This is a genomic window from Vibrio alfacsensis, from assembly GCF_019670485.1.
Lineage (GTDB): Bacteria > Pseudomonadota > Gammaproteobacteria > Enterobacterales > Vibrionaceae > Vibrio > Vibrio alfacsensis.
Window position 1 is genome coordinate 1,278,739 of record NZ_AP024165.1, and the last position, 15,145, is coordinate 1,293,883.

Annotated in this window: 19 protein-coding genes and 1 pseudogene; 16 read left to right on the top strand and 4 right to left on the bottom strand. The window is 41.8% G+C overall.

Going from position 1 to position 15,145, the window contains the following annotated elements; genetic code table 11:
* Positions 1–69: 69 nt before the first annotated feature.
* Positions 70–1,220 (bottom strand): IS3 family transposase gene (locus tag VA249_RS06050; RefSeq protein ID WP_221069358.1). Its coding sequence is split into 2 segments (ribosomal slippage): positions 70–983 and positions 983–1,220, totalling 1,152 coding nucleotides; the frame shifts between segments, so codons are not numbered across the junction.
* Positions 1,221–1,316: 96 nt separating this feature from the next.
* Between VA249_RS06050 and VA249_RS06055 the strand changes: the two genes are divergently transcribed.
* From VA249_RS06055 to VA249_RS06085, 5 genes are all read left to right on the top strand, one after another.
* Complete coding sequence (locus VA249_RS06055; protein ID WP_104411071.1) at positions 1,317–1,697, top strand: hypothetical protein; 381 nt, start codon at positions 1,317–1,319, stop codon at positions 1,695–1,697.
* 126 nt (positions 1,698–1,823) lie between these two features.
* On the top strand, positions 1,824–2,339 hold the full coding sequence (locus tag VA249_RS06060) for a GNAT family N-acetyltransferase (RefSeq protein ID WP_221069360.1): 516 nt from the start codon (positions 1,824–1,826) through the stop codon (positions 2,337–2,339).
* A gap of 114 nt (positions 2,340–2,453) precedes the next feature.
* On the top strand, positions 2,454–3,122 hold the full coding sequence (locus VA249_RS06065) for a hypothetical protein (RefSeq protein ID WP_000612320.1): 669 nt from the start codon (positions 2,454–2,456) through the stop codon (positions 3,120–3,122).
* Positions 3,123–3,414: 292 nt separating this feature from the next.
* Positions 3,415–3,630, top strand: coding sequence for a hypothetical protein (locus tag VA249_RS06075; protein WP_225927106.1), 216 nt, complete (start codon positions 3,415–3,417; stop codon positions 3,628–3,630).
* 250 nt (positions 3,631–3,880) lie between these two features.
* Positions 3,881–4,387 (top strand): hypothetical protein, encoded by a 507-nt coding sequence (locus tag VA249_RS06085; RefSeq protein ID WP_221069365.1) that lies wholly within the window; start codon positions 3,881–3,883, stop codon positions 4,385–4,387.
* Positions 4,388–4,621: 234 nt separating this feature from the next.
* On the opposite strand, the gene VA249_RS06095 is transcribed toward VA249_RS06085, so the two are convergent.
* Positions 4,622–4,903, bottom strand: coding sequence for a hypothetical protein (locus VA249_RS06095; protein ID WP_221069367.1), 282 nt, complete (start codon positions 4,901–4,903; stop codon positions 4,622–4,624).
* 256 nt (positions 4,904–5,159) lie between these two features.
* Here VA249_RS06095 and VA249_RS06105 point away from each other — a divergent pair, with 256 nt between their 5' ends.
* On the top strand, positions 5,160–5,690 hold the full coding sequence (locus VA249_RS06105; protein ID WP_221069370.1) for a hypothetical protein: 531 nt from the start codon (positions 5,160–5,162) through the stop codon (positions 5,688–5,690).
* Positions 5,691–5,825: 135 nt separating this feature from the next.
* Positions 5,826–6,257 (top strand): NUDIX hydrolase, encoded by a 432-nt coding sequence (locus tag VA249_RS06115; protein WP_221069372.1) that lies wholly within the window; start codon positions 5,826–5,828, stop codon positions 6,255–6,257.
* A gap of 208 nt (positions 6,258–6,465) precedes the next feature.
* Here the strand turns inward: VA249_RS06115 and VA249_RS06120 are convergent, their stop codons facing one another.
* Entirely contained in the window at positions 6,466–6,768 is a 303-nt protein-coding gene (locus VA249_RS06120; RefSeq protein WP_140336088.1) for a hypothetical protein, read from the bottom strand.
* Positions 6,769–7,020: 252 nt separating this feature from the next.
* Between VA249_RS06120 and VA249_RS06130 the strand changes: the two genes are divergently transcribed.
* From VA249_RS06130 to VA249_RS06165, 4 genes are all read left to right on the top strand, one after another.
* A complete protein-coding gene (locus VA249_RS06130; protein WP_221069375.1) occupies positions 7,021–7,473 on the top strand; it encodes a GNAT family N-acetyltransferase in 453 nt (150 codons plus the stop codon).
* Between the two features lie 132 nt (positions 7,474–7,605).
* A complete protein-coding gene (locus VA249_RS06140; RefSeq protein WP_076671051.1) occupies positions 7,606–8,328 on the top strand; it encodes an Abi-alpha family protein in 723 nt (240 codons plus the stop codon).
* 729 nt (positions 8,329–9,057) lie between these two features.
* The gene (locus VA249_RS06155) at positions 9,058–9,411 is read left to right on the top strand and encodes a VOC family protein (protein WP_041061520.1); all 354 of its coding nucleotides are present in this window, start codon (positions 9,058–9,060) and stop codon (positions 9,409–9,411) included.
* A 143-nt stretch (positions 9,412–9,554) separates the two neighbouring features.
* Entirely contained in the window at positions 9,555–10,136 is a 582-nt protein-coding gene (locus tag VA249_RS06165) for a DJ-1/PfpI family protein (RefSeq protein WP_221069377.1), read from the top strand.
* Between the two features lie 252 nt (positions 10,137–10,388).
* Here VA249_RS06165 and VA249_RS24305 read toward each other — a convergent pair.
* Positions 10,389–10,652 (bottom strand): annotated as a pseudogene (locus tag VA249_RS24305) (hypothetical protein).
* Between the two features lie 364 nt (positions 10,653–11,016).
* On the opposite strand from VA249_RS24305, the gene VA249_RS06180 reads away from it, so the two are divergent.
* The 5 genes from VA249_RS06180 (at position 11,017) to VA249_RS06215 (ending at position 15,090) form a co-directional block, all read left to right on the top strand.
* Complete coding sequence (locus VA249_RS06180; RefSeq protein ID WP_221069379.1) at positions 11,017–11,937, top strand: DUF5677 domain-containing protein; 921 nt, start codon at positions 11,017–11,019, stop codon at positions 11,935–11,937.
* A gap of 145 nt (positions 11,938–12,082) precedes the next feature.
* Positions 12,083–12,598, top strand: coding sequence for a DUF1643 domain-containing protein (locus VA249_RS06190; protein ID WP_221069380.1), 516 nt, complete (start codon positions 12,083–12,085; stop codon positions 12,596–12,598).
* 115 nt (positions 12,599–12,713) lie between these two features.
* A complete protein-coding gene (locus tag VA249_RS06195) occupies positions 12,714–13,310 on the top strand; it encodes a class I SAM-dependent methyltransferase (RefSeq protein WP_221069382.1) in 597 nt (198 codons plus the stop codon).
* 240 nt (positions 13,311–13,550) lie between these two features.
* Positions 13,551–13,748: a hypothetical protein gene (locus VA249_RS06200; RefSeq protein WP_054757413.1), complete on the top strand. Its 198-nt coding sequence runs from the start codon at positions 13,551–13,553 to the stop codon at positions 13,746–13,748.
* A 778-nt stretch (positions 13,749–14,526) separates the two neighbouring features.
* On the top strand, positions 14,527–15,090 hold the full coding sequence (locus tag VA249_RS06215; protein WP_221069384.1) for a hypothetical protein: 564 nt from the start codon (positions 14,527–14,529) through the stop codon (positions 15,088–15,090).
* Positions 15,091–15,145 lie beyond the last annotated feature (55 nt).

Here is a 15,145-nt window from a genome sequence, read left to right on the forward strand (position 1 = left end):
CGTTTAGTGTTTAAGGTGGTATGCGGCGGCATCGGTATTGCGTTGCTCACACCTTGAATAGCCACCAAATCAGTAGACACTCTTTAACTTGATTTCATATTGCTTTTCATACTCTACTGGCGACAACTGATTATTGGAACCATGTCGGCGTTTAATGTTGTAGAACATCTCAATATATTCGAAGATGTCCATACGAGCTTCCTCTCTAGTGGTGTAGCACTTCCGCTTAATTCTTTCTCTTTTGAGTAACTGGAAAAAACTCTCGGCAACCGCATTGTCGTGACAATTACCACGGCGACTCATACTTGATTCAAGACCATGCTGTTTCAAAAAACAGTCCCAGTCGTGACTGGTATACTGGCTACCTTGATCTGAGTGGACGAGCACTTTTCCTATAGGCGAACGGCGCCAAACCGCCATTAGCAAAGCATCTAGGACAAGTTCTTTAGTTATTCTACTTTTCATTGACCAACCAATTACTCGCCGAGAGAATAGATCTACAACTACCGCCAAATACAGCCAACCTTCGTGCGTTTTGATATAGGTAATATCAGTTACCCACGATTGATTGGGCGCGATCGGGTTGAACTCTCTTGAGAGTTTGTTAGGAACAATGATGTTTTCGGCACCACCCTTGGGGCGTGGCTTTCGATAGCCTCTTTGCGACTGAATACCTTCTCGCTTCATTAGGCTATGAACTTGGTTAATTCCACAGATTTCCCCTTCATCTCGCAGGTCACTGTAGATTTTTCGATAACCATACACACAGCCAGACTCCAGCCAAAATTGCTTTATCAGTCCGAGAAGGTATTTTCGCCGCTTTTCTTGTCTACTATCTGGATTTTTTAGCCAAGAATAATAACCGCTTGGGTGAATTCCAAAGACTTTACACATGCGTCGAACAGACCAGATGGTCTGATTCGCTTTAATAAAGGCATACCTCAGTCGGACTGGCTTGCGAAGTACACCGCGGCTTTTTTTAGTATGTCTCGCTCTTCTGTTACCCGCTGCAATTCCTTTTTAAGTCGACGAATTTCAGCACTTTCATCAGATTGAGCTTGGTATTGTGAAGAGTTGGGACCGTAGCGTTTAACCCACGCATACAAACTATGGCTCGTTGTTCCTAGTCGCGCAGCAACATCAGCCACGCTATGACCTTTTTCAGTTACTTGTTTGACTGCTTCAATTTTAAATTCTTCTGGATATCTTTTGCTGCTCATAAGCACCTCTCTATTAGTCATTTTGTCTAACTAAAAGGTGTCTATCAAGTCGGTGGCTATTCACCTTAACAGGGCGTTATGTACTAGGAGGTAAATTTGAGTTTTATCAATATGTTAATTGAAGAGATTGAATCACAAGAACGTACCAAAGTTTGTTCAGTTTGTACGGGAAGTGGTTCTACTATTAGTTTTGCTCGAGCTCGTTTTATTGGCAAGTACGGTGATTGGGCAGATGATATTGATAGCAAATACTCTGACGTGAGGAGAGCTTGGGAAGAAGCTGGTAAGCCGTCTTTTGCTGAGTTTGAGCAAACATGTTTGGATATCGGTTTAGGAAATGAAGAAGCCAAAGATACATATGAGCTTTTTCTAACTAAAGAGAGCAGAGAGAAGTGCCATAACTGCGAGGGTGGTCGTGAACTTACAGAACACGGTAGAGAAGTCGCAAAGCTAAAACAGCTCATCACGAATTTATAGTACGTACATAACAAAGCATTTAAGAGTGATTTGCAACGCTTGGCAGTTTCGCTTCGCTCAAGTATAGCCAAGCGCTGCTCACACCTTAATGCGGCGTTATGATTTTTATCGAAATGGGGAGGTTGTATGGCAATATCATTTGAAAGTCAGAGGCTGAAAGTAGTTGAAATTACTGAAGAGTTTGATTTGTCTAAACACTCATATTTGCTAGAACGAATTCCTCAAATCCTCACGCCAGCAGTTGTAGAAAATCTTCCTCCATATTTCCACGAGATAGGTTCTGGTGAACAAGCCGGAATCTGGCTTGAGCGAATGTTGTTGGAGAGCCGCTTACTTCAAGTAAAAATCGAGGATAACGAACTAATAGGTTTCTTGTTCGCCTATGTAGAAAATGACGAGTGTGCCCATATCGGTTATTTACTTGCCGAAGAATACTGGGGACAAGGGTTAGCTAGTGAATTGCTTCAAGGTTTCATACATGAAGTCGAGAAATCCGAATCTTGGCTTAAACTCACAGGCGGTGTTGACCAATCTAATGTTGCTTCAGCGAAATTACTTATTAAGCTGGGGTTCATAGCGCAACCCGCTAGGGACAGTGGTGTGGTTTTCTATGAATATACGATTCCCCGACCACAATCATAACAAAGCATTTAAGAGTGATTCGCAACGCTTGGCAGTTTCGCTTCGCTCAAGTATAGCCAAGCGCTGCTCACACCTTAATGCGGCGTTAGTTGCTTCAATTAAACGTGAGGTTTTATGATTCCAATCCCTACTTGTTATTCAGACTTCGATCCTGACTTTACGTTCACAAGTAGGAACGTTGAAGTAAAAGGCGGAAAAACAGCAAAGCATTACCTTGAGTTTGCTATCGCTGATTTTGAGCAGGATAAAACTGATAAGGGGCGTATAAATTCATTTTCAAATGCAAAAAGGGCGTTGCATTTGCAAGTGGAAACGCTTGCTAGTTTGTTCGGTTTTGATGCTATAAAAACTAAAGGGGCTAGGTATGCTAGTTTTCCTAAATATATAGAATTTATAGCAAAATGTGGCATCGTTACGCCAAGGATACTTACAAAGCTAAATCGGGTAAGAAATGCCGTTGAACATGCTTATTACACCCCAAGTAAAGATGAAACCGAAAACTTTATTGATGTCGTCGAGCTGTTCATAGCGGCTACGGATAGGGCTTTATATCAATTTCCAATCGACATCGAATTTTTACCAATGACTATTTTAGACGATGATATACCAAACATTAGCCTCATTAGTTTAGAACCGTACAGTGGTAAGTTACTGCTTAATGCTAGCGACGCTGAAGATTTGCAATACAAAATCACTCTGCGCCCAGATCAAGACGAGTATTTCTTGTGGCTAAAAGTTCTGTTGTCGGGAACGCATTTGAACGACTATAAAATACGCAACTAACAAACTGTTTAAGAGTGATTCGCAACGCGTGGCATTTTTACTATGCGTTGCATTTAGTGTTTAAGGTGGTATGCGGGAGCTTCGGCATTGCGTTGCTCACACCTTAACAGGGCGTTAGTTTGCAAGAGGAAAAATTCAGCTATATCGCAAGAATCTAGTGGTAAAAGCTCAAAGTTTAAGTTGCCGTACAGGCTTTCAGTTTTAGTGTTAACTAGCGTGGTGAAAATCCAAAATTGGCATCGTTTCAACCGTTGATTTGTTCTTTGGTGCGGCGACTTTTGGGTTAACTGAGTTGAATTTTTTTGCTGAGACTCTGCTCGTTGAGTTTGCTGGTATAAAAGCCGATCTACTCGCTGAAGTGACGCTTTCTTTGGTGTGGCAAGTTCCACGTGGTTTCAGTGACTTTGTTGAAAGCCCGCATTGTGAGATTAGCTTTCCAAAAGCGCTTTTTGGTGTTGTGAGTTCGTTTTCTGCGGCGTTGTTTGTTCCAAGTGGTTTCATTGAGTAGCCGCTTTGAGACAACGCCTGACTTAAATGCATCAAAACACATAAAGCTTATTGTTTGCAAAGTTTAAAATAACGTAAAATCAAAGCTTTGGGTTTGCAAACTAACAAACTGCTCAAGAGGGATTCGCAACGCGTGGCATTTTTACTATGCGTTGATTTTAGTGATTAAGGTGGTTTGCGGCGGCTTCGGTATTGCGTTGCTCACCCCTTAGCAGGGCGTTATGTGCTATCGCAGTATGTAAGGAATTTTGATGATATTTGAATGGTTTTCTACGGTATTCTCTGAGCCTACAGAACAAGCGAAGCTATTTACTGTCGCTATATCGACAATTCTTGCTGTTACTCTTTTATTGCTAAATCAATGGTTCATTAGGAAGCGGGATAGCAAGGAAAGGGCTATAGAAAAGTTAGAAGAGCTTACAGGAGCCGTATATGAGTTTTACTCGTTAGGTACCGAGGTAAATCGCTCGCTCAATCTAGGTAAGGATCACGACGAAAAGCTTATTGAAAAGTTTGTAGGGCTTGGAATCAAGATTGACACTTTGTGTAGCCTATATTTTCGGCAGTCAAAGATAGATACTTCTATCTCTAAAGATATCATCAGCTTAGGAATGGATGAACTAAGTGAACCAAAGCTCGAAAATGGAGATACGATTCCTAGTAACCACCCTTATATAGAAGCTAATGAAGAGCTTCATACTTGGTTTGAAGCAGCGCAATCAAAGTTGGAAAAGTTAATAAATCAGCACGTTAAGTAGCACATAACAAACTGTTTAAGAGTGATTCGCAACGCGTGGCATTTTTGTTTTGCGTTGCGTTTAGTGTTTACGGTGGTATGCGGCGGCTTCGGTATTGCGTTGCTCACACCTTAACAGGGCGTTAGTCGCCAGAAAAAGCTAGCAATCAAAATTATGTTTCTGAGCTCAAAATTTGGCAGCTGTTTGTTTTGTATACAGCTTCATCGTCGATGGTCAAAACTCAGTTTCAGCTGTTTAAAGTCCAAAGTTTTGCAAGTGTCCAAGCGGTTGTTTTGTTCTTTGGTGCTGACAGAGCAGGGCAATCGATAATTTGTTTTTGGCTGCAAATCTGCTCGGTGAGTTTGTTGGTTCAAACGCAAGTTTACTCGCTGAAAAGACGTTTTCTCTGGTGTGGTAAGTTCCACGTGGTTTCAGTGACTTTGTTGAAAGTCCGCACTGTGAGATTGGTTTTCCAAAAGCGTTTTTTGGTGTTGTCAGTCCGTTTTCTGCGGCGCTGTTTTTTCTAAGTGGTTTCATTGAGTAACCGCTTTGAGACTACGCCTGACTTAAGTGCATCAAAACACATAAAGTTTGTTGTTTGCACAGTTTAGTTCGGCTTAAAATTGTCGCTTGGTGCCTCGCGACTAACAAACTGTTTAAGAGTGATTCGCAACGCGTGGCATTTTTACTATGCGTTGGTTTTAGTGGTTAAGGTGGTATGCGGGAGCTTCGGTATTGCGTTGCTCACACCTTAACAGGGCGTTATGTGCCACCAGAATTTTGAGGCAATAAATTGAAGTATAAAGACTTGTCGAAAATTGCACTAGATCCATATAGCACTGATAAGAGTATCGATTTACTCAAGCTGTATGGGGTTAGTGCGCCTGATTCTGTGATTGAGCAGTTTTATATTGATCATAATGCCAACAGTCGCTTTTTAGCTCTCTACGGTGATCTATCACTTCTTGATCTAAAGTGGGAGCTAGTTGATTTTGATACGACGAAGTTTTTGCAGATAGGTAGCAATGCTTCATTTCCTGATTTCCTTGAGGAGGTATCTGAAGATGCATCGCATTTCAACGACGTTGGAGAGGCAGTGATTGATTGCCGAGAGGAAGTACTCAATCATTGGAAAAAGCATGGCACTTGGTTAACTCCACCGATATTTCTAGATGCAAATGTTCTTGGTGGTAAATCTGGCATACCTCATTTAGTTGAGGGGCATTCAAGGGTTGGGTGCCTGCTTGGTATTCAAAAATATAAAATCATTCCTTTGGCTGACAGGCACAAAGTGTATTGGGGCTCTATTCGCAAAGGCACATAACAAATTGTTCAAGAGTGATTCGGCACGCGTGGCATTTTTACCATGCGTCAAGTTTAGTGGTTAAGGTGGTATGCGGAGGCTTCGGCATTGCGTGCCTCACACCTTAACAGGGCGTTATATGCACGGGAGAGTTCAGTGGAAGAAAGAGTCCGAAAAAGGGAAGTCAAAGTCTGCCCTGTAGTGCTCAGAAAATCAGGAAACTATCGTGAGTTACTGTTGTTTGAACATCCATTAGCTGATGTTCAACTAGTTAAAGGTACACTAGAACAGTCGGATATTTCTATCGAAAGTGCTGCCTTGAGAGAATTGGAAGAGGAGTCAGGGTTATCCAGTGTATCAAGCACTCGCTATCTTGGCTGCTGGGAAAGTGGTTTTCAAAATCATTTGTGGCATTTTGTGCTTTGCGAAATAGACCAAGAACCACCAAATAACTGGAGTTTCTTTACTCAAGATGACGGTGGGCATGAGTTCAATTTCTTCTGGTATAAATTAGGAAGTAAGCCCGATTTTAAGTGTCATAAAGTATTCTCTGACGCCATTAAGCAAGTCGAAATTCTGTGCATATAACAAACAATTTAAGAGGGATTCCCAACGCTTGGCATTTTTGGTTCTACTTCAAATTTAGTGTTTACGGTACAATGCTTTAAGCTGGGTGGTAGCGTTGCTCACCCCTTAATTGGGCGTTAGTCGCCAGAAAAAGCTAGCAATCAAAATCATGTTTCTAAGCTTAGAATTGCGAGGATGATCGTTTGATACGCAGGTGCGTCGTTGATGGTCAAAACTCAGTTTCAACTGTTTCAAGTCCAAAGCTTTGTAACTGTCCTAGCGGTTGTTTTGTTCTTTGGTGCTGACAGTGCAGGGTAATCGAGAGTCTGTTTTTGGTTGCAACTCTGCTCGGTGAGTTTGTTGGTACAAAAGCCAATTTACTCGCTGAAATGACGTTTTCTCTGGTGTTGTAAATTCCACGTGGTTTCAGTGACTTTGTTGAAAGTTCGCACTGTGAGATTGGTTTTCCAAAAGCGCTTTTTGGTGTTGTCAGTCCGTTTTCTGCGGCGTTGTTTGTTCCAAGTGGTTTCATTGACTAGCCGCTTTGAGACTACGCCTGACTTAAATGCATCAAAGCACATAAAGTTTGTTGTTCGCAAAGTTTAGTTCGGCTTAAAATTGTCGCTCGGTGCCTCGCGACTAACAAACTGCTCAAGAGGGATTCGCAACGCGTGGCATTTTTACTATGCGTTGAATTTAGTGATTAAGGTGGTATGCAGCGGCTTAGGTATTGCGTTGCTCACCCCTTAGCAGGGCGTTATGTTTTCGGAGGGAAATTGTCACTATGAGCATAGAGCTAAGAAGAATTGACCATGATAACTTCTATGAAATCTGCCAGTTACAAGTTGCTAAAAGTCAATTAAATCATATTGATAGCAATGCTATTTCATTGGCTGAAGCGAACTTTATGGATTTTTCTTGGTTTCGTGGCATCTATGCCGAAGATAAGCCAGTAGGTTTCATCTTGGTAAACGCAGACGTTTACGCAGATAAATTTTTCCTTTGGCGATTCATGCTAGATCAGACACAACAATCAAAAGGTTATGGTCGTAGAGCCATCGAGTTGTTAAGTTCAGAGTTGCTTAACGAGTTTGGAGCATCGGCTCTTTATACAAGTGTTGTAGATAGCACAGGTGGTCCAAAAGATTTCTACTTAAATTGTGGTTTTATACCTACTGGAAACTTAGTCGCAGGTAGGGAAATAGAGTTAAGCAGAACTCTTGAGCCCCAAACATAACAAACTGTTCAAGAGGGATTCGCAACGCGTGGCATTTTTACTATGCGTTGAATTTAGTGATTAAGGCGGTATACGGCAGCTTCGGTATTGCGTTGCTCACCCCTTAACAGAGCGTTAGTTTTAAGAGGTTATATGGAATCTTCTAGTGATTTATTAGGAATCAAGCCAGTAGCTAGGGCTGCTGAAAAAAGTGTAGATGGTGTCGGTTCGTTTTTGGGTAAAATCTGCATGCCTGTTGCTGAAGAGCTTGGACTGTATTTCCAAGATAAAGTCAAAGTTTGGCGCGCAAATAATGCTATGAAAATAGAGCAAAAAGCACAAGAAATTGCTTTGGCGAATGGGGGGATAGAGGGAAAGTCTGTTCATCCTTTATTAGCTTGGAAAATCATCGAGAATGGCTCATTTGCTGATACTCCTGAACTGCAAAAAGTTTGGGCTGGTTTGTTATCTTCATCATTGGACTATTGCCCTGATGATAGCAATCATATTTTTATTGACCTAGTCAGTCAGCTAACTTCAATACAAGTAAAAATCATCGAGTATTCGTGTTTAACTGCAAACAAGTATGTTACTTCCAAAGGCTATATCCAATCGGAGACATTAGTATTAAATGATACGGTCGTAACAGAGATTACCGGATGTTCAGATATTCACAGATTGGACCGAGAAATGGATCGTTTATCTGGGTTAGGCTTGTTTGGTGGTTGGGGGGGCGGATATGACCCAGAAAATAATACAGTAGATTTAACTCCATCTGCCTTGGCTCTTCAATTGTTTGCGCGTTGTTGTGGTTCCAATGAAGATCCTGTTTCCTTTTACAAAGCAAAGGCACGTTCTGTGCCAGACGAAACTTAAAACTAACAAACTGTTTAAGAGTGATTCGCAACGCGTGGCATTTTTACCATGCGTTGCTTTTAGTGTTTAAGGTGGTATGCGGGAGTTTCGGTATTGCGTTGCTCACACCTTAACAGGGCGTTAGTCGCCAGAAAAAGCTAGCAATCAAAATCATGTTTCTAAGCTCAAAATTTGGCTGCTGATTGTTCGGCTCACAGGTTCATCGTCGTTGGTCCAAACTCATTTTCAGCTGTTTTAAGTCCAAAGTTTTGCAAGTGTCCTAGCGATTGTTTTGTTCTTTGGTGCTGACAGAGCAGGGCAATCGAGAGTTTGTTGGTACAAAAGCCAATTTACTCGCCGAAATGACGTTTTCTCTGGTGTGGTAAGTTCCACGTGGTTTCAGTGACTTTGTTGAAAGTCCGCACTGTGAGATTGGCTTTCCAAAAGCGCTTTTTGGTGTTGTCAGTCCGTTTTCTACGGCGTTGTTTGTTCTAGTGGTTTCATTGAGTAGCCGCTTTGAGACTACGCCTGACTTAAATGCATCAAAGCACATAAAGTTTGTTGTTCGCAAAGTTTAGTTCGGCTTAAAATTGTCGCTCGGTGCCTCGCGACTAACAAACTGCTCAAGAGGGATTCGCAACGCGTGGCATTTTTACTATGTGTTGAATTTAGTGATTAAGGTGGTATGCGGCGGCTTCGGTATTGCGTTGCTCACCCCTTAGCAGGGCGTTATGTGGTTGGAGAAAAATTATGAATCCATCAGCGGTTCTTGTTCATGTCCCAGATGTAGTGAAAGGGCTTGAATGGTACAAGAAAGCTTTTCCAGAAGCCGTTCCGGTTTACCATCCTGACTTTGACTTCACAGCGCTTGATTTAAATGGTTTCTCACTAGAAATAGTTCGAGCAGACAAAAAGGTTGGTGTTGGTAAAAGTGGCACAGTTGTTTACTGGTCAGTAGATAATTTACGTGTTGCTCTGGCTCATTTTGAAGAACTCGGTGCGTGCCTTTATCGAGGACCAATGGAAATCGAAGATGGGCTTTCAATGTGCCAAGTTGAGGACCCATTTGGAAACTTAATAGGACTACGTGGGAAAACCACATAACAAATTGTTCAAGAGTGATTCGGCACGCGTGGCATTTTTACTATGCGTTAGGTTTGGTGGTTAAGGTGTTATGCGGAAGCTTAGGTATTGCGTGCCTCACACCTTAACAAGGCGTTATGTGTTCCGTACGGAGAGAGGAAATAATGACAAAGAGAACACTGGTTTTGCTCTATCCGGGGGCTATTTCCTATGAAGTAATGTACGCGATAGAGTGTTTAGGAGCGTATGGGAGAGTTGATATCACCACCCCAGAGAACCACAATCATACCGATTCCTCAGGTCTAAGAATTTGCCCCACTGTTAACTTTGAGGACATATGTATTACGGACTATCAAGCTCTTCTGATCCCTGGAGGAAATCCCGACTCAATAATGGGAAGCGACCAAATTGCTAGCTTCATCCAAAAAGCTCATGAATCATCATTAGTTATTGGTGGCATATGTGCAGGAGTATTAGTCTTAGCAAGAGCTGGCATTCTAAAAGGCGTCAAAATTACCCATAATTATACGGAAAAATACGCCCCAGAATCTTCGGTACAGCTCACTCGACCATATTGGGAGGGAGCTATCTATGAAGAGTCTTTAGTACAAGTCGACAAGCGCATAGTTACAGCGATGCCCAATGGGTACGTTGATTTTGGATTAGCGGTGGCTGAAGCCCTAGAGTTGCTAGATCGTAAGCAAAAACAGTTTATTCTGAGCTATCACAAGCAAGGTGCTCATTAAACACATAACAAATTGTTCAAGAGTGATTCGGCACGCGTGGCATTTTTACTATGCGTTAGCTTTAGTGGTTAAGGTGGTATGCGGAGGCTTCGGTATTGCGTGCCTCACACCTTAACAAGGCGTTAGTCGCCAGAAAAAGCTAGCAGTCAAAATCATGTTTCTAAGCTCAAAACTTGGCTACTGGTTGTTTGATTCATAGTTCCATCTTCGACGGTCAAAGCTCTGTTTCATCGGTTCTAAGTCAATGCATTGCTATTTCCCAAGCGGTTGTTTCGTTCTTTGGTGGTGATAGGGTGGGGCAATCGAAAATCTGTTTTTGGTTGCTAATCTGCTCGGTGAGTTTGTTGGTTTAAAAGCTTATTTACTTGCTGAAAGGACGTTTTCTCTGGTGTTGTAAGTTCCACGTGGTTTCAGTGACTTTGTTGAAAGTCCGCACTGTGAGATTGGCTTTCCAAAAACGCTTTTTGGTGTTGTCAGTCCGTTTTCTACGGCGTTGTTTGTTCCAAGTGGTTTCATTGAATAGCTGCTTTGCGACTACGCCTGACTTAAGTGCATCAAAGCACATAAAGTTTGTTGTTCGCAAAGTTTAGTTCGGCTTAAAATTGTCGCTCGGTGCCTCGCGACTAACAAACTGCTCAAGAGGGATTCGCAACGCGTGGCATTTTTACTATGCGTTGAATTTAGTGATTAAGGTGGTTTGCGGCGGCTTCGGTATTGCGTTGCTCACCCCTTAGCAGGGCGTTAGCACTCATAGGAGTATAAATTGACAATTGGGTATAAGTTTGGAGATATGCAAGATCAGCTTTACGAATTAGCTGAAGAACTTGGTGAGATGTCGAGTGAAAAGTTGACTGAAATAACAAAGTCCATTGCAGAGCCAATGATCAAGAATTACCTGAATTTTTCATCTCAAAGCTACCAAAATACATTGCTAGAAAGGCGTGAATTTGAGTCTCTTAATGTAGAGAAGTGGGAGCAAGCATTTAGTCTGTTCGACAGTTATATACAATTAGCATTTGAGGTTGTTTCTGAATATAGAAAACACAATGAAGAGTCTGCCGAAAAAGCTGAAGATCATCAGTTCATAGCGTTAATTCAACTTCATGCAAAAGCAATTCTAGTGGCTCGTGAAACTCAAGCTTTAGTTTCAGCGGGTTTTGCGGATGGGGCTCTGGCTCGTTGGCGTACATCGCATGAATTAGCTGTTTGTGCGAGAGCTATTGCTTTATCTAAAGAATCGGGTTTTAGATTTCTGTTGTCTGAGCATGTAAAAAATGCCAATGGTATGCGCTGTTACGACAAATATCATCAGCGTCTAAATCATGCTCCGTTTACTGAGGAAATGCGGGAAGCAAACTTGCTTCGAGAAGCGGAAGCATTAGCAATTCTCGGTGAGGATTATGGTAGAAAAGGCGACTATGAATGGGCTAGACCTTTAGCCACAGATAATGGCATCGGCAAAAACAAATACATATCATTAAAGACGTTGGAAGAGTTAGTTGGTCTCGACCACTATCGCCCCTATTTTTCTTGGGCATGTGAAAAAAACCACGCTCTGTCTAAAGTTAACTATGCGAATTTGGGTACCAGTTGTAACGAGCAAAATCCCTTATTTCTAGTTGGCGCTAGTAGTTTTGGTCACTTGGAGCCTATTGACTGTACCGTATTATCGCTACTGTTTACTACAACAGCGTGCTTAACACCGTATCCAAGTATCGACACTATTGTGTTCAACCATGTGCTGGCTGACTTCGCAAAACAAGTTTCACAAGCGTGCCTTGTTGTTGAGAATGAGTGCTAACAAACGCTTCAAGACGGATTCGCAACGCGTGGCATTTTTACCATGCGTTGATTTTTGTGATTAAGATGGTGTGCGGGAGCATCGGTATTGCGTTGCTCACCACTTAAGCGGGCGTTAGCAAATAGCAGTTTACAGTAGGAGTACGATGAAAGTTCAAAAGGCGAGTAGTGTTGTCAAAACAACAAGCTCAAGATCAAGTTGCGGAAAGTTTCGATTTCTTTTGACCAAATATTGGGAAGCTAAGTCAGAGACAAAGCCTAGGGGATTGTTTATATGTGAAAACCCCTCAATCGCAGACGAGCTAAAGTATGACCAAACATTAGCGAATATTACTACCCTTGCTGTTATGTGGGGATGGAGTGGTTTTGAATTAGTTAATGTACATCCTTCTTACTCCTCCGATCCAAAAAAAATCCAGCCCTCACAAGAGGCGGAAGAAATAAATTCAAAATTCATTGATAAAGCTGTTGCTCGACATAGCCTAATAGTTATTGCAACTGGCAAAGGTTACATAAGGGTAGTAAATAAGATAATCAAGAACTATCCAGATAAAAAGTACTTGTGTATTGCTAACAATGCCGATGGAAGCGGTAGACACCCTTCTAGGTTAACGATTGAAAATTACCCTAAACCGGAGCTATATAAAAAAGCCATTAGCTAACAAAGCATTTAAGAGTGATTCGCAACGCTTGGCGTTTTCGCTTCGCTCAAGTATAGCCAAGCGCCGCTCACACCTTAATGCGGCGTTATGTACTTTTACGGAAAATCAGAAATTTATGGATGAAAATGCTGAAATTTGGCGTCAGTACTACGAAAAGGCACTATCTCGCCTACATTCAAAACGTACGGAATTTGCTGTCAGACTCAATGAATCAAACCTCAAAGTAGCCACTGACTGTGGTTGTGGAACCGGTAGTGATATTGAATACCTCGATCAACAGGGTTATCAAGTTCATGGCTTCGATATTAATCCTGATTCAGTCGCTATTTGTAGAGATAGGTTCGGGTCAAAGTCATTAGTGGATATTTCAGAGTCCTCGTTTGAGTCGTTCGACTATCCAAAATCTGGTGTAGTTATCGCCAACTCCAGTTTGTTCTTCGCTGACCCAAACCAATTTGCATCGACTTGGAGCAATATCAAATCTTCAATTGAAATCGGTGGGGTGTTTGCTGGTGACTTCATGGGTTTCAAAGACAGTTGGGCTAACAACTATCGTAGTCCTACAACATCGTTGTCGGAATCAGAAGTAAAGGCTCTGTTCTCGGGATTTGAAATAGTCAGGTTCTTTGAACGTGATGAAACAGCGAAAACTTCATTAGGTAGAATGAAGCATTGGCATATATATTCCGTGGTCGCAATGAAACGTACATAACAAACAATTCAAGCTGATTCGCAACGCTCGGCGCTTTCGGTTTCAATTGGTTTAGTGATTATGGTGCAGTGTTTGAGTGCGGTGGTAGCGTTGCTCACAACTTAATTGGGCGTTATGTGTAATTTTGGTTTCTACATCATAATTGAACGTAAGTTGATGTATTTGCTGAACTAACATTGCTTTTGCGTCTCTGTCATGGTTATCTGAATGAATAAGGCTATATAACCACAGGGATGTTTTATGAATTCTGTATACGGTTCAGTGATGATATGGGCAGTTTTTATCGTCTGGTTAACTCCATTTGTATTAGTTTTAAAATCCAATAAAACCACAGGTCGGGAAAAGCTCGCCTGGGTACTTACCATACTCTTTGTTTCTTGGTTTGCTTGGGTTATCTATATGCTTATTGCACCTATTAAACCTAAAGTTGATGGTTAGCAAACTAATGGTGAGGGCGAGCAAAAATTTCACATAACAAACTGCTCAAGAGGGATTCGCAACGCGTGGCATTTTTACTATGCGTTGAATTTAGTGATTAAGGTGGTTTGCGGCGGCTTTGGTATTGCGTTGCTCACCCCTTAGCAGGGCGTTAGTTTGCAAGAGGAAAAACGCAGCTATATCGCAAGATCTAGTGGTAATAGCTCAAAGTTGAAGTTGTCGTATCGGCACTCATTTCAGTGTTAACTTGCGTGGTGTAAACCCAAAATTCGCATCGTTTCAAAGGTTGATTTGTTCTTTGGTGCGGCGATTTTTGGGTTAACTGAGTTGAACTTTTTTGCTGAAACTCTGCTCGTTGAGTTTGTTGGTACAAAATCGATTTACTCGCTGAGATGGCGTTTTCTCTGGTGTGGTAAGTTCATGTGGTTTCAGTGGCTTTGTTGAAAGTCCGCATTGTGAGATTGGTTTTCCAAAACCGCTTTTTGGTGTTGTTAGTTCGTTTTCTGCGGCGTTGTTTGTTCCACGTGGTTTCATTGACTAGCCGTTTTTAGACTACGCCTGACTTAAGTGCATCAAAACACATAAAGTTTATTGTTTGCAAAGCTTAAAGTGACTTAAAGTCAACGCTTTGGGTTTGCAAACTAACAAACTGCTCAAGAGGGATTCGCAACGCGTGGCATTTTTACTATGCGTTGATTTTAGTGATTAAGGTGGTTTGCGGCGGCTTTCGTATTGCGTTGCTCACCCCTTAGCAGGGCGTTATGTTTAAAGGATAAAAATGTCAGCTATCAACAGTGTGAGTCTCTTCTTCGCGATATATTTTGGTATTTCAATCATTGTATTTAGACTGCCATTTGATATGTCTGGTGCGTATTTTGACTTCATCGTTTATCGGTTTTTACCTGTTTGTACAGCTTGTTACTTGGCATTTGTAATCTTTGGGAAAGTGAATGGAAAAAGTGTATGGGCAGTTATGGCTCATAGACTTAGGCATAAAGCCGGTTTCAATCGATGGCAGGTGTTAATATTCTCTGGGCTTTTTGCATACCCGATTATCGCAATTCTTCTATTGCCATTTTTTCGCGTTTTATTAATTACTACGATTTTAACAGGGCAAGGCTATTGTCATGTCGGCAAACTCTCAAACGCTGCCGAGGGTAGGAGGGTTATGTTTGGTCTTAGTGATATCACGATTGAAGCCCCTCAGTCGAATCGTACTTTTTGGTACCCTACGAAAAAGCTGATGCGAGATAGCATTGATATAGGTAGCATGGTTGAAGCTTGTGGTAAGCAAGGTTGGCTTGGGTTTTACATTGAAAAGGTCTCTCTTCGTGGGAAATAAACATAACAAATTGTTCAAGAGTGATTCGGCACGCGTGGCATTTTTACTATGCGTT

What these genes read in the sequence shown, in the direction of transcription:
- VA249_RS06060 (WP_221069360.1), top strand. Translation starts at nt 1,824, where the DNA reads ATGGCAATATCATTTGAAAGTCAGAGGCTGAAAGTAGTTGAAATTACT.
- VA249_RS06065 (WP_000612320.1), top strand. Translation starts at nt 2,454, where the DNA reads ATGATTCCAATCCCTACTTGTTATTCAGACTTCGATCCTGACTTTACG.
- VA249_RS06085 (WP_221069365.1), top strand. Translation starts at nt 3,881, where the DNA reads ATGATATTTGAATGGTTTTCTACGGTATTCTCTGAGCCTACAGAACAA.
- VA249_RS06095 (WP_221069367.1), bottom strand. Translation starts at nt 4,903, where the DNA reads ATGAAACCACTTAGAAAAAACAGCGCCGCAGAAAACGGACTGACAACA.
- VA249_RS06120 (WP_140336088.1), bottom strand. Translation starts at nt 6,768, where the DNA reads ATGAAACCACTTGGAACAAACAACGCCGCAGAAAACGGACTGACAACA.
- VA249_RS06130 (WP_221069375.1), top strand. Translation starts at nt 7,021, where the DNA reads ATGAGCATAGAGCTAAGAAGAATTGACCATGATAACTTCTATGAAATC.
- VA249_RS06140 (WP_076671051.1), top strand. Translation starts at nt 7,606, where the DNA reads ATGGAATCTTCTAGTGATTTATTAGGAATCAAGCCAGTAGCTAGGGCT.
- VA249_RS06155 (WP_041061520.1), top strand. Translation starts at nt 9,058, where the DNA reads ATGAATCCATCAGCGGTTCTTGTTCATGTCCCAGATGTAGTGAAAGGG.
- VA249_RS06165 (WP_221069377.1), top strand. Translation starts at nt 9,555, where the DNA reads ATGACAAAGAGAACACTGGTTTTGCTCTATCCGGGGGCTATTTCCTAT.
- VA249_RS06180 (WP_221069379.1), top strand. Translation starts at nt 11,017, where the DNA reads ATGATCAAGAATTACCTGAATTTTTCATCTCAAAGCTACCAAAATACA.
- VA249_RS06190 (WP_221069380.1), top strand. Translation starts at nt 12,083, where the DNA reads ATGAAAGTTCAAAAGGCGAGTAGTGTTGTCAAAACAACAAGCTCAAGA.
- VA249_RS06195 (WP_221069382.1), top strand. Translation starts at nt 12,714, where the DNA reads ATGGATGAAAATGCTGAAATTTGGCGTCAGTACTACGAAAAGGCACTA.
- VA249_RS06200 (WP_054757413.1), top strand. Translation starts at nt 13,551, where the DNA reads ATGAATTCTGTATACGGTTCAGTGATGATATGGGCAGTTTTTATCGTC.
- VA249_RS06215 (WP_221069384.1), top strand. Translation starts at nt 14,527, where the DNA reads ATGTCAGCTATCAACAGTGTGAGTCTCTTCTTCGCGATATATTTTGGT.